The organism is Rhizobium aethiopicum, from assembly GCF_014197535.1.
Lineage (GTDB): Bacteria > Pseudomonadota > Alphaproteobacteria > Rhizobiales > Rhizobiaceae > Rhizobium > Rhizobium aethiopicum_A.
The window spans coordinates 16,951-29,362 of record NZ_JACIFV010000031.1 but is presented as its reverse complement, the minus strand read 5'-3'; the positions used below and the strand labels follow the sequence as shown (position 1 = coordinate 29,362).

The 12,412-nt window shown below is 61.8% G+C and carries 12 protein-coding genes; 7 read left to right on the top strand and 5 right to left on the bottom strand.

Translation table 11 applies throughout. From position 1 onward, the window contains the following. Positions 1-38: 38 nt before the first annotated feature. Positions 39-860 carry a DUF1206 domain-containing protein gene (locus GGD53_RS27675; protein WP_184459917.1) on the bottom strand — a complete coding sequence of 274 codons (822 nt, stop codon included), beginning with the start codon at positions 858-860 and terminating at the stop codon, positions 39-41. 97 nt (positions 861-957) lie between these two features. Here GGD53_RS27675 and GGD53_RS27670 point away from each other — a divergent pair, with 97 nt between their 5' ends. Beyond that, positions 958-1,431, top strand: coding sequence for an NUDIX domain-containing protein (locus tag GGD53_RS27670; protein WP_184459916.1), 474 nt, complete (start codon positions 958-960; stop codon positions 1,429-1,431). A gap of 103 nt (positions 1,432-1,534) precedes the next feature. Here GGD53_RS27670 and GGD53_RS27665 read toward each other — a convergent pair whose 3' ends face one another. Further along, a complete protein-coding gene (locus GGD53_RS27665; protein ID WP_184459915.1) occupies positions 1,535-2,533 on the bottom strand; it encodes a LacI family DNA-binding transcriptional regulator in 999 nt (332 codons plus the stop codon). Positions 2,534-2,978: 445 nt separating this feature from the next. On the opposite strand from GGD53_RS27665, the gene denD reads away from it, so the two are divergent. The 6 genes from denD to GGD53_RS27635 all read left to right on the top strand — a co-directional run bounded on the left by denD (position 2,979) and on the right by GGD53_RS27635 (position 9,386). Continuing rightward, positions 2,979-3,965, top strand: coding sequence for a D-erythronate dehydrogenase (gene denD, locus GGD53_RS27660; RefSeq protein WP_184459914.1), 987 nt, complete (start codon positions 2,979-2,981; stop codon positions 3,963-3,965). Beyond that, the gene (locus tag GGD53_RS27655) at positions 3,962-4,735 is read left to right on the top strand and encodes an SDR family NAD(P)-dependent oxidoreductase (RefSeq protein ID WP_184459913.1); all 774 of its coding nucleotides are present in this window, start codon (positions 3,962-3,964) and stop codon (positions 4,733-4,735) included. Before denD ends, GGD53_RS27655 begins: the two co-directional genes overlap by 4 nt. A gap of 65 nt (positions 4,736-4,800) precedes the next feature. Next, positions 4,801-5,868, top strand: coding sequence for an ABC transporter ATP-binding protein (locus tag GGD53_RS27650; protein ID WP_184459912.1), 1,068 nt, complete (start codon positions 4,801-4,803; stop codon positions 5,866-5,868). A 192-nt stretch (positions 5,869-6,060) separates the two neighbouring features. After that, on the top strand, positions 6,061-7,365 hold the full coding sequence (locus GGD53_RS27645; RefSeq protein ID WP_184459911.1) for an ABC transporter substrate-binding protein: 1,305 nt from the start codon (positions 6,061-6,063) through the stop codon (positions 7,363-7,365). 184 nt (positions 7,366-7,549) lie between these two features. Continuing rightward, a complete protein-coding gene (locus GGD53_RS27640; protein WP_184459910.1) occupies positions 7,550-8,476 on the top strand; it encodes a carbohydrate ABC transporter permease in 927 nt (308 codons plus the stop codon). Between the two features lie 10 nt (positions 8,477-8,486). After that, positions 8,487-9,386, top strand: a complete 900-nt coding sequence (locus tag GGD53_RS27635; RefSeq protein WP_064812401.1) for a carbohydrate ABC transporter permease — start codon at positions 8,487-8,489, stop codon at positions 9,384-9,386. Positions 9,387-9,556: 170 nt separating this feature from the next. Here GGD53_RS27635 and GGD53_RS27630 read toward each other — a convergent pair whose 3' ends face one another. From GGD53_RS27630 to GGD53_RS27620, 3 genes are read right to left on the bottom strand one after another with little or no spacing between them, the layout of a single operon-like run. Continuing rightward, complete coding sequence (locus tag GGD53_RS27630) at positions 9,557-10,603, bottom strand: hypothetical protein (RefSeq protein WP_184459909.1); 1,047 nt, start codon at positions 10,601-10,603, stop codon at positions 9,557-9,559. Further along, complete coding sequence (locus tag GGD53_RS27625) at positions 10,600-11,361, bottom strand: ATP-binding cassette domain-containing protein (protein ID WP_184459908.1); 762 nt, start codon at positions 11,359-11,361, stop codon at positions 10,600-10,602. The genes GGD53_RS27630 and GGD53_RS27625 overlap by 4 nt, the downstream gene beginning before the upstream one ends. Position 11,362: 1 nt before the next feature. Beyond that, entirely contained in the window at positions 11,363-12,385 is a 1,023-nt protein-coding gene (locus GGD53_RS27620) for an ABC transporter permease (protein WP_184459907.1), read from the bottom strand. Positions 12,386-12,412 lie beyond the last annotated feature (27 nt).

The window sequence follows — 12,412 nt, the reverse complement described above, 5'->3', positions numbered from 1 at the left end:
ATGGCGCAGCCCGCCTGCTTGGGAAGCCGCCGTTTTTGCTAATGGCCAGGTGTGGGGATCGAATGTTTCACGTCGTCAAGGGACGGGCTGTGCACGATGCGATAGCGCGCTTCGACGAGGTTATAGATCCCAAAGGCCGCCAGGCCGATCGCCACGGCGATATAGAGGATCGCGCCGAAAGGAAGCCGTCTCACCCATTCGAGCGCGTCCGCCATGCTGCCTGCCTGCTCAGGGTCAACACGAAAACCTGCATAGGCAAAGAATATTCCGGTGATCACAAAGACGACGCCGCGGGCGACGAGGCCGTATACGCAGACCGAGGTCACCACGCCGCTGGCGTCGGAGAGCCTGAGATAGCGCTCGAATTTCCTGGTGATGCCCTTGGCTGCCGTCACGACCCCGCCGATGATGAAACCGAGTCCGACGGCTACGGCAAGATAGGCTCCGAACGGCTGCGACATGATCCATTCTGCCAACCCTTTCTCACCCGATTGCTGGCTCCCGCCGCCGCTGAAGAGTGCATGACCCAGTGCGTAACCGGCAAGGCCGAGATAGATGACGGCGCTGCCGAAGAAGACCGTCCGGATGGCGACGGCCTTGGCGTCGCGGCCATGGCCGTCGCTGTCGGCGAGCGACTGCGCCAGTCGCCAGGCGACGAAACCGAGAAGTCCGATGCCGATGAGCCCAACCCAGACGCGGCCGAAGGGCTGTCCGAGAAGCGTCGAAAGCGCCGACTTCGTCTCCGGCTTTCCCCCGGCGACGCCAGAAAAAAGGGCGAGGCCCGCCACGAGGAGGAACACGACACCGCGCGCCACATAGCCGCTCTTGGCAAGCAGGTCGAAACGAAACCCTTTGGGCATGATATTCTCCGTGTGACTGTGTGGCTGTCAGCTCTAACGCGCCACCGCGAGGAAAGTTGTCATCGAGGAAAGACCATGATCATTGAGGGAGTTGCCGATGCCGGTGCGTAGCGCCGGGCTTCTCATCTACCGCCTTTGCGAGACGAGGCCGGAGGTCCTGCTCGTCCATCCCGGCGGTCCCTTCTGGGCGAAGAAGGACGAGGGCGCCTGGTCTATCCCGAAGGGATTGATCGAAGCCGGCGAAGACGAACTGTCGGCAGCGATCCGGGAGGCGCAGGAGGAGCTCGGCGTCGAAATTAAGGGAAGCTTCGCCCGGCTCGGAGAATATCGCCAACCCGGCGGAAAAGTAGTGGTCGTCTGGTCGGTGGAGGCGGACGCCGCTCTTGATGTCGAGAAGGTACGGAGTTCGGAGTTTCAGATCGAATGGCCGCCGCGATCGGGTCGGATCCAAAGTTTTCCCGAGGTCGATCGCGCTCGGTGGTTTGCGATCGCAGAGGCTGAGATCAAGATCCTCAAGGGCCAGGCCGCAATGCTTGCCGATCTCGTTACGCAGGTCGGTCGAGACCAGTGAACCGCAGTCTTGGCCATCATTCTGCTTCGACAAGCCGAGGCTGCAAAACTGCAAATGGATGCACGGGCCAGCGTGCTCGAGGGACGCCGACGGAATTTGAGCCTCAATCGACTCCGGTGATCTCCGGAGTGAAGGCGATAATCTTTTCGGATACCTGACTTCCGTCGCCGCTGCTCGCAGCGAGCAGAAGCGCGGCGGCCACTTCGCCCATCTGACGCCGTGGCGAGATCGAGGTTGCGATCCTGACGGGAAGGGCGCTGGCGACATCCAGCCCATTGAATCCGGCGATCAGGATTTCCGCAGGGCTGGAAATGCCGAGTTCCAGGCACGCGAAGACGCCGCCCGTTGCCATGTCATCATTGGAATAATAGATACAGTCGAGATCCCTGGTTTCCGCAAGCATCGACATCGACAACCGCTTGCCGTGCGCCACCGAGGAATAGGCGGCGTTGAACCGCTCGTCCACGAAAGAAAGGCCGTTTTCGCGCAGCACTTTCTCGAAGCCGGCTTTCCGCTTGCCGGCGCGCAGATCCCTGTCGATCGCGCTGCCGATATAGCCGAATCGCCGCCGGCCAGCGGCCAACAGCGCTTTTGCCATCTCTTCTCCGGCCTTGCCATGCGAAAGACCGACGTTGAAGTCGATGGGCGTGCCGTCGAGGTCCATCAGCTGGATGACGGGGATCGCGGCATTCTGCAACATTCTCACCGTTTCTGCCGGCTGATCGAGACCCGTCACGATGATGGCGGCAGGGCGCCAGGAGAGCATGTCGCGGATGATCTCGCGTTCCTTCGCCATATCGTAATCGGAGATGCCGAACACCGCCTGCATGCCTGATCCCCGCAGCCCGGCGGAAATGCCCGCCAGCATTTCGGGAAAGACGATGTTGGACATGCTGGGAACGACGACGGCGACGAGGTTGGTGCGCTGCGACGACAGTGAGAGCGCCAGCCGGTTGCCGACGTAGTTTAGCCGCTCGGCCTGCTGAAGCACTTTTTCGCGGGTCTCCTTGGAGACGTCGGCGGCGCCGCGAAGGGCGCGCGATGCCGTCATCTTGCTGACGCCTGCCGCAGCGGCAACCTCTTCCAGTGTGGATTTACGCATCGCACCGACCCCATCGTCGAACTGCCTCGCCAGCGGGCAACGTCAGACTCATAGGCTCTTTTCCAAAAAAAGGAAAACACTCGCTACTTGACACGCACGGTAAAAATAGGCGTTGTTACCGATACCGGTATCGATACCAGTCATCGGAAACGGGAGAAAAGCCGTGCAGGAGACAGGGAAGGCCATGGCCATCGAATTGGAGTCGATGGGCGCACAGGCAGCGCTTCGGAGGGTCCGACATCTGATTAACGTTCGATACCGATCATCTGCGGATCAGGAAAGGTGACTTGACCCGCAGGTTGCAAACCTATCTGAATTCGATCGGGCATATGCCGATCGGGCTGGTTCTAGATCGCGTCGCGAGCCGGCCAGGGAGTGACCACAAGGACAACACGAGTAGCGCGATCTTGACCGAAGAGACCGGCCGACGGGAGGAAGAGCCGATATGCATGTGATGATCTTGGGAGCAGCGGGCATGGTCGGCCGTAAGCTGGTCGAGAAGATTGCGCGCGAGCCGCTCGCTTTCGGCCGACCCATCACCCGTCTGACGCTGGCAGATGCTTTTCAGCCGCCGGTGCCGGAGACGCTCCAGTCCGTCTCCACGACGCAGACAGTCGACCTTGCCGCCGCCGGCGTAGCTGACAGGCTGATCGAAAGCCGGCCGGATCTGATCTTTCACCTGGCCGCCATCGTGTCGGGTGAGGCGGAGGCAGATTTCGACAAGGGTTACGCCGTCAACCTCGATGGCACGCGCGCTCTCTTCGATGCGATCCGCCAGCTCGGCCTCAAGAGCAGCTATGTGCCGCGCGTCGTCTTTGCATCCTCGATCGCCGTCTTCGGCACGCCGTTCCCGGAGGTCATTCCGGATGAATTCTTTACCACGCCGCTGACGAGCTACGGCACCCAGAAGGCAATTGCCGAACTGCTGCTTGCCGATTATTCCCGCCGCGGCATCTTCGATGGCATCGGCATCCGGTTGCCGACCATCTGCGTGCGCCCCGGTGCGCCGAACAAGGCGGCCTCCGGTTTCTTCTCCAATATCCTGCGCGAGCCGCTGGTCGGTAAGGAAGCCATATTGCCGGTCAGCGACAACGTCCGGCACTGGTTTGCCAGTCCGCGCGCGGCCGTCGGCTTCTTCGTCCATGCCGCGACGATCGATACGGCGAGGATCGGCGCGCGGCGCAACCTGACCATGCCGGGCCTTTCCGCGCTGGTCTCCGAAGAGATCGACGCTCTGCGCCGGGTGGCCGGCGACAAGGCGGTCGCCCTCATCAAACGCGTGCCTGATCCTGTGATCGAACGCATCGTTGCCGGTTGGCCGACTCAGTTCGATGCGACGAGAGCCTCTTCGCTCGGCTTCACGGCAGAAACGAGCTTCGACGAAATTCTGCAGGTGCATATCGAGGATGAACTCGGCGGGAGGATTGCGTGAGCATATCGGCGAGCGGAGAAGCAAGGATCGCGCTTGTCACCGGCGGTGGCACCGGCGTCGGGCGTGCCATATCGAGGGGACTCGGCGCCGCAGGCTACAGGGTCGTGATTTCAGGGCGGCGGGCCGATGTGCTTGAGAAGGCGGCGGCCGAACTCGGGGGCGAGACGGGCGCGGAGTTTTTCGCGGTTCCCGCCGATGTCGGCAACCCCGCTTCGGTGCGAGGCCTCTTTGATGCGATCTCGGAGAGATACGGACGGCTCGACCTCCTGGTCAACAATGCCGGCGTCACCGTGCCCGGCGTGGCCCTCGAAGAGGTTTCCTTCGAGCAATGGAACGCCATCGTCGCCGCCAATCTCACCGGCGCTTTCCTCTGCACGCAGCAGGCCTTCCGGCTGATGAAAAGCCAGAACCCGCGCGGCGGGCGTATCATCAACAACGGCTCCGTCTCGGCCACGACGCCGCGCCCGAATTCCGCGCCCTATACGGCGACCAAGCACGCCATTACCGGCCTGACCAAATCCACCGCGCTTGACGGGCGCGAATTCGACATCGCCTGCGGCCAGATCGATATCGGCAATGCCGCGAGCGACATGACGACGAGAATTGCGGCCGGCGTGCTGCAGGCCAACGGCAGCATTGCCGCGGAGGCGACGATCGACCCGGCCCATATTGCCGACGCGGTCGTCTACATGGCCGGCCTACCGCTCAGTGCCAACGTGCTGACCATGACTGTCATGGCGACGAAAATGCCCTTCGTCGGGCGTGGGTGAGGGGGCGGGCTGCCGCCGGCTGAAAACGACATATATGCAGTGCTCATGATCTGGGAGGAGGGAGTATGGCAAACGTTCAATTCGCGGATGTCCGGAAATCATTCGGCGCGCATCCCGTCATCAAGGGGGTGGACATCGATATCGCCGACGGCGAATTCGTCATCCTCGTCGGCCCCTCCGGCTGCGGCAAGTCCACGCTTCTGCGGATGCTGGCAGGCCTCGAGAATATTTCCGGCGGCGAGATCAAGATCGGCGGGCGCGTCGTCAACACGCTGCCGCCGAAGGACCGCGACATTGCCATGGTGTTCCAGAATTATGCCCTCTACCCGCATATGACGGTGGAGCAGAACATGGGCTTCTCGCTCATGCTCAACAAATCGCCGAAGGCAGAAGCCGAAAAGCGGGTGAAATATGCCGCCGGCATCCTTGGCCTCGACAAGCTTCTCGACCGTTATCCGCGCCAGCTTTCCGGTGGTCAGCGCCAGCGCGTCGCCATGGGACGGGCGATCGTGCGCAATCCGGAAGTCTTCCTGTTCGACGAGCCGCTCTCCAACCTCGATGCGAAACTGCGCGTCGCCATGCGCGCCGAGATCAAGGAACTGCACCAGCGCCTGAAGACGACGACCGTCTACGTCACCCACGACCAGATCGAGGCGATGACGATGGCCGACAAGATCGTCGTCATGCATGACGGCATCGTCGAGCAGATCGGCACACCGCTCGAGCTTTACGACCGCCCTGCCAATCTCTTCGTCGGCGGCTTCATCGGCTCCCCGGCGATGAACATGATCCACGGCAGGCTCGATGCGGATAATCCCAGTCAGTTCGTCGCCGCCAACGGTACGCGGCTGCCCGTCGCCAATCCGCCGGCAAGCGCCATCGGCCGCGATCTCGTCTACGGGCTGCGCCCCGAATATATCTCGCTCGATCCCAACGGACTGCCGGCCGAGATCGTGGTGATCGAGCCGACCGGCTACGAGACCCATCTGACCGTCCGCCTCGGCGGCAGCGATGTCAGCTGCGTCTTCCGCGAGCGTGTCGATGCCCGCCCGGGCGAAGCCATCCGGGTGGCGATCGACGCCAAGCATGTGCATCTCTTCGACGCCGAAGGCGGCATAAGATTGACCGACTGACGCCATCCGGCGGGATAAGGGGAGAGGAGGAGTCTCCCGTTCCGCCGGGGCGCAAGCATTCGAGGGGTGAGCCCCCATGGGAGCGCAAACCTCCTTGGGGAGCTTGCGCCCCCGGGATGCCAGGCCGCCGTTCACCAAGCGGGAGGTGAATGCCGGAGAATTGCTCCCGCTGTTTCAATGAGGAGGAATCTCATGACGATCAAGAGACGTGAATTTCTTGCTGCATCGGCAGCCGTTGCCGGTGTCGCCGGCCTCGGCATCAAGCCGTCCTTTGCGCAGGCCGAACCGACCTACACGCCGGAAAGCGGCGCCAGCCTGCGTCTGTTGCGCTGGACGCCTTTCGTGAAGGGCGATGAGGAGGCCTGGCTCGCCAATACCAAGAAGTTCACTGAAGCCACCGGCGTGGAAGTGCGCATCGACAAGGAGAGCTGGGAGGACATCCGTCCGAAAGCCGCCGTTGCGGCCAATGTCGGCTCCGGTCCGGATCTCATCATGTGCTGGTTCGACGACGCGCACCAATATCCGGACAAGCTGGTCGATCTCACGGAACTCGGCAACTATCTCGGCAACAAGTATGAAGGCTGGTACGACGGCCTGAAGGGTTATGCCACCCGTGACGACAAGTTCATCGCCATGCCGCTGACGACGATCGGCAATGCCGTCGTCTATCGCGACAGCCATGTGAAGGCTGCCGGCTTCAACGAATTCCCGAACGATACCGCAGGCTTCCTCGAGCTTTGCAAGGCGATGAAGGCAAAGGGCACGCCCGCCGGCTTCCCGCACGGCAAGGCCGTTGGCGACGGCAACAACTATGCCCATTGGCTGCTCTGGAGCCATGGCGGCAAAATGGTCGACGAAAGCGGCACGGTGACGATCAACAGCCCGGAAACGCTCGCCTCGATCAACTATGCCAAGGAACTCTACGCGACCTTCATTCCGGGCACGGAAAGCTGGCTGGATGTCAACAACAACCGCGCCTTCCTCGCCGGCCAGGTATCGCTGATCGCCAACGGCGTCTCGGTCTATTACACGGCCAAGAACGATCCGAAGCTCGCCGAGATCGCCAAGGACATCCGCACGACGAACTTCCCGATCGGACCGGTCGGCAAGAGCGTCGAGCTTTTCCAGACGAGCTCGCTGCTGCTCTTCAAGCACAGCAAATATCCGGAAGCGGCCAAGGCCTACATCAAGTTCATGATGGAAGCTGATCAGATGAATGCCTGGATCCAGGGCTCCAGCGCCTATTGCTGCCAGCCGCTCGAGGCCTTCGCCAAGAACCCGGTCTGGACCGCCGATCCGGTTCACGCGCCCTATGCGCGCGCCTCGGAAAAGCTGCGCCCCAACGGCTATGCCGGTCCGCTCGGCTACGCCTCGGCGGCAACCATGGCCGACTATGTGCTGGTCGACATGTATGCCGCCGCCGTCACGGGCCAGAAATCGCCCGAGGATGCGATGAAGGAAGCCGAACGCCGGGCGAACCGCTACTACCGCGTCTGATCCGGAGCCGGAACCTGCGGCATGCCCGATATCCGGCATGCCGCAAGCCTCTAAAGCGCGTCACATCAGATTTGATCCATGCGCCGCGCTTTAGTTCCTTGTTTTTATGCATGTCGTTGTCCCGGAACCCCTGCACACTTCCGGGCGACATGCATCAGGACTGAATGCAATCTGGAGACAACCAATGTCGACCTTGAACTCAGGGGATGAGCGCAGCCCCTCGCTGATGCAGAACAACAACGTGCTCGGCTTCCTCTTCATGCTGCCGGCTGCCGTGTTCCTCGTCTGCTTCCTCACCTATCCCTTGGGGCTCGGCGTCTGGCTTGGTTTTACCGACACGCGGATCGGCCGGGACGGCATCTTCATCGGCCTGGAGAACTACCAGTTCCTGGCCGATGATTCGGTTTTCTGGCTGTCGGTCTTCAACACCATCCTTTACACGGTCATCGCCTCGGCGTTGAAATTCGCACTCGGTCTCTGGCTGGCGCTGCTTCTGAACCAGCACCTTCCGTTCAAATCCTTCTTCCGCGCGATCGTGCTGTTGCCCTGGGTGGTGCCGACGGTGCTTTCGGCACTGGCCTTCTGGTGGATCTACGATTCCCAGTTCTCGATCATCTCATGGTCGCTGATGAAGCTCGGGCTGATCAGCGCGCCGATCAACTTCCTCGGTGATCCCACAAATGCACGCATATCGGTCATCGTCGCCAATGTCTGGCGCGGCATCCCCTTCGTGGCGATCTCGCTGCTTGCCGGCCTGCAGACCATTCCGGCCTCGCTGCAAGAAGCTGCCTCGCTCGACGGCGCGACGAGCTGGCAGCGCTTCCGCTATGTCACACTGCCGATGCTGACGCCGATCATCGCCGTCGTCATGACCTTCTCGGTGCTCTTCACCTTCACGGATTTCCAGCTGATCTATGTGCTGACAAAGGGCGGGCCGGTCAACGCCACGCATCTGATGGCGACACTCTCCTTCCAGCGCGGCATTCCGGGTGGCCAGCTCGGCGAGGGGGCGGCCATCGCGGTCGCCATGATACCCTTCCTGCTCGGCGCCATCATGTTCAGCTTCTTCGGTCTGCAGCGCCGCAAATGGCAGCAGGGCGGACAGGATTAAGGAGGAAACTATGTCGACCAATCTCAAAACGGCCGATGAGGTCCTGACCGACAATGCCGAGGGCATGAGCTATCTGAACCGTCTGCCGCGGCGCGTGGTGATGCTCTATCTGCCGATGGCCGTCTTCGTTTTCGTGCTGCTCTTTCCCTTCTACTGGATGGCGATCACCGCCGTAAAACCGAACGAGCAGCTGACGGATTACAACAACTACAGTCCCTTCTGGGTGGTCGGCCCGACGCTCGACCACATCAAATACCTGTTCCTCGAGACATCCTATCCCGGCTGGCTGTGGAACACGATGCTGGTGGCTGTGGGATCGACGGCGCTGTCGCTGGTGGCCTCGGTGTTCGGCGCTTATGCGATCGAGCGCATCCGCTTCACCGGCTCCCGACAGATCGGCCTCGTCATCTTTCTCGCCTATCTCATTCCGCCGTCTATCCTCTTCATCCCGCTCGCCTTCATCGTCTTCAAGCTTGGGATCTACGACTCGCGCCTGGCGCTGATCTTCACCTATCCGACCTTCCTCATTCCCTTCTGCACCTGGCTGCTAATGGGTTATTTCCGCTCGATCCCGTTCGAACTGGAGGAGAGCGCGCTGGTGGACGGCGCCAACCGCTGGCAGATCCTGGTCAAGATCATCCTGCCGCTTGCGGTCCCGGGCCTGATCTCGGCGGGCATTTTCGCTTTCACGCTCTCTTGGAACGAGTTCATCTACGCGCTGACATTCATCCAGTCCTCGGAGAACAAGACCATTCCGGTCGGCGTTCTGACCGAACTGGTGCGCGGCGACGTCTTCGAATGGGGATCGCTGATGGCGGGTGCGTTGTTCGGCTCCCTGCCGGTCGTCATCCTCTATTCCTTCTTCGTCGACTACTACGTCTCCTCGATGACGGGCGCGGTGAAGGAGTAGCACGCGGACCGGGCTTATCAGCAAGGCAAGTCATTTCTCTCCGGCGGACGCTGCCGCCGGACGATCCAATAACGAGGCGGCAAATACGTGGGACCGGCGCAGTCCAATGCGCTGACCGAGCCGCACGTGTTTTCAGGGAGGGACCAGCCCACCGATCTTGCACGTTCGCCTCAGTCGAGAAAGTGCTTGCGAAAGGCAAGGTGCCGGAACCCTCCACGATCGCCGCACACTTCGATGGCATGGTCCACTATGCGAACATCCTTGACCCGCTCGTCCGAAGGCCAGCGGATGGCGCCTATGGCATGCCTGACTTCGGTTTCCCGATCCTGAACCAGGGTGAGGGCACCCGGACCCGAAAGGTCGTCTTCGCTGGAGTGGCTGAGCAAGACTGCCGCTGCACTCTCCTCGACACCCAAACAGCCAAAGTGGCGGCCCGACCAGGGAGGATAATCGCGGCCGCCGTTGGAATGCCAAAGGACCGTCATTGGCAAGCGTCGGGCATTCCGGAGAGACAGGAACAGATCGCCCTCAACCGGCCGCGTCACCGCCGTCCAGCCCAAGCTGTGCTCTCGGGCTTCGATGCCGGTGACGACGTCTTCATGTCGCGGGTTCCACGGAAACCGGGTGAGATCGACCCACCCGTCGGTTCCGGGAAAACGGTCGGGCATCGTTGATCGCTCCGGGTAGCGCAGGCCGGAACGCCCGCGCGCGGGATCGGGTTCGGGCGGTGCCGGTGGCGTCTCCCAGGCCAATTTGGGCGAGCAACTGATCAATCCGCCCCGGGGTAGCGACACATTGGCATGGTTCGAAATGGCAATGCGGCCACTGCCGCCTGTGAAGACATGGCGCTGGTAGACGAACGGGTGCCCGTCTTCGACCTCTAGTTCCTTGCTGACGATGGCGCCGTAGACGGTGCGTAGTAGCCTCGCCCGGAGCCACGAGCCCCCCTGTTCGACAGCGTTCCAGGGCGAATTGGCCGTCCAGCCATGAAGCGGCGACCCCACTTCGCTGCCCGCGAACGGGGCGCAGAAGAAATCGCCGCCGAGCGTCGCAAGATGCGGCGGTGTGCCAGGCGGCATTACCTCCCCGGTGCCGACCCAGGGCGCGCGGTGCAATGGAGCAATCTCGTGCCCCTCATCCTCCACCGTGAAGCCGTCGAGGAGACCGGTTCGTGCATCGAAGCCGAAGCGGATTCCCCTGGCGCCGATCTCGATCATGCCGCCATATGTTCGCCGGTGATGATGTTTTCTACCTCCTGGATCGATGAGGTAGCAGGGCTTAGATCGTCGGCGACGACGCTGCCGCGCCGCATCACCACCATGCGGTCCACCACCTGGAAGACATGATGGATGTTATGCGCGATGAAAATGCAGGAGTGGCCGGTGTCGCGCGCCTCGCGCACGAAGCGCAGTACCCCTTGGGTTTCAGCCACGCCGAGATTATTGGTTGGTTCGTCAAGCACGATCAGGTCGCTGTCGAAATACATGGCGCGCGCGATGGCCACGGCCTGCCGTTCCCCCCCGGAAAGCGATCCGATCGGCGTGGTGGGCGGAATGTTCTTGGATATGCCGACGCGCTTCAGCAGATCGGCGGCAACCGCGTTCATCCGCTCCTGGTCCAGCCGGTCGAGGAAGCGGGGGCCTGTTCTGAGCTCCCGTCCGAGAAAGAGGTTCCGAGCGATGGAAAGCTGCGGGACCAGCGCGGAGTCCTGATAGATGGTCTCGATGCCACTAACGATCGCATCATTGGTACTACGCAACCGCACTTCGCGGCCCTTGATGAATATCTGGCCGGAGGTGTAGGGAACCGCGCCCGACAGAACCTTGATCAGGGTGGACTTGCCCGCGCCGTTATCTCCGAGAAGCCCGACGATCTCGCCCCTCCTTATCGTGAGGTTCACGTCGCGCAAAGCGTGGACCCGGCCATAAAATTTCTCGATATGCCGCATTTCGACCAGAGTTTCGGTACCGCTCATCTCAGATCCCCGTATTATGCCGGCGTTCGAGGCCGGCATGGAGCGCCATCATCGCCAGGATGATCGCACCGATGAAGATGTTGTAGGCGAGACCGGGCACCCCGATCAGCACGATCCCGTTGCGCATAAGTCGCAGGATCAGCACGCCGATCATGGTCCCGAGGATCGTCCCGCGGCCGCCGGTCAACACTGTGCCGCCGATCACAACCATCGCGATGACCTCGAGCTCATAGCCCGTTCCGGCATTCGGGTTGGCGGCCGAGACCCGGATCGACGAGACGATGCCGGCAAAGGCCGCCATCGCCGCCGACAGCATGAACAGGATCACCTTGACCCTGGCAGTCGGCACGCCGCGGTTTCGAGCGGCATTGGGATTCCCGCCTGTCGCCTGAATCCAGTTACCGAACCGTGTGCGGGTCAAGACGTAGTGGAGCGCCAATGCCAGCGCCACGAACCAGATCAGGCTCATGAAGACACGCAGGTTTCCGATATAGAAGTCGCCGACCAGCAATTGCGCCAACCATTGTTCGCCGGCGTTCCAGGTGCGCTGCGGAAAGCCTGCCGTCAGCCACAAGGCCGTGCCGCGGATGACCAGCAGCGTTCCCAGCGTCACCAGGAATGAAGGGATAGCGAGACGGGTGACAAAGAGGCCGTTGAAAAGGCCGATCGCCAGAGCGACAGCCATTCCCGCAAGGAACGCGAGCGGCAGGGGAAGCAGGTCCGCGTTGAACAATGTCCACATCACCACGGGGGCAAAGCCGAAGACGGAGCCGACCGAAAGGTCAAATTCCCCAGCGGTCATCAGAAGCGTCATCGCCAGGGCGATGAGGCCGAGTTCGACGGTGAAAGTGAGGGCATTGCCGATGTTGATCAGCGACAGAAAGGCGGGGTTGATCGCCGTGAAGACAACCAGCATCGCGATCAGAAGGACGAAAGGCCCGAATTCCGGATAGGCGATAAAGGCCCTGACAAGGCTCGGTCTTTCAGGTGACGGGGTGAGAGCATCGCTGCTTTGCTCGATCATGGTGCGCACTCGCTTTGGGGCTGGAAC

Coding starts and splice junctions, on each gene's coding strand:
- GGD53_RS27650 (WP_184459912.1), top strand. CDS start 4,801: ATGGCAAACGTTCAATTCGCGGATGTCCGGAAATCATTCGGCGCGCAT.
- denD (WP_184459914.1), top strand. CDS start 2,979: ATGCATGTGATGATCTTGGGAGCAGCGGGCATGGTCGGCCGTAAGCTG.
- GGD53_RS27630 (WP_184459909.1), bottom strand. CDS start 10,603: ATGATCGAGATCGGCGCCAGGGGAATCCGCTTCGGCTTCGATGCACGA.
- GGD53_RS27670 (WP_184459916.1), top strand. CDS start 958: ATGCCGGTGCGTAGCGCCGGGCTTCTCATCTACCGCCTTTGCGAGACG.
- GGD53_RS27640 (WP_184459910.1), top strand. CDS start 7,550: ATGTCGACCTTGAACTCAGGGGATGAGCGCAGCCCCTCGCTGATGCAG.
- GGD53_RS27620 (WP_184459907.1), bottom strand. CDS start 12,385: ATGATCGAGCAAAGCAGCGATGCTCTCACCCCGTCACCTGAAAGACCG.
- GGD53_RS27665 (WP_184459915.1), bottom strand. CDS start 2,533: ATGCGTAAATCCACACTGGAAGAGGTTGCCGCTGCGGCAGGCGTCAGC.
- GGD53_RS27675 (WP_184459917.1), bottom strand. CDS start 860: ATGCCCAAAGGGTTTCGTTTCGACCTGCTTGCCAAGAGCGGCTATGTG.
- GGD53_RS27625 (WP_184459908.1), bottom strand. CDS start 11,361: ATGAGCGGTACCGAAACTCTGGTCGAAATGCGGCATATCGAGAAATTT.
- GGD53_RS27645 (WP_184459911.1), top strand. CDS start 6,061: ATGACGATCAAGAGACGTGAATTTCTTGCTGCATCGGCAGCCGTTGCC.
- GGD53_RS27635 (WP_064812401.1), top strand. CDS start 8,487: ATGTCGACCAATCTCAAAACGGCCGATGAGGTCCTGACCGACAATGCC.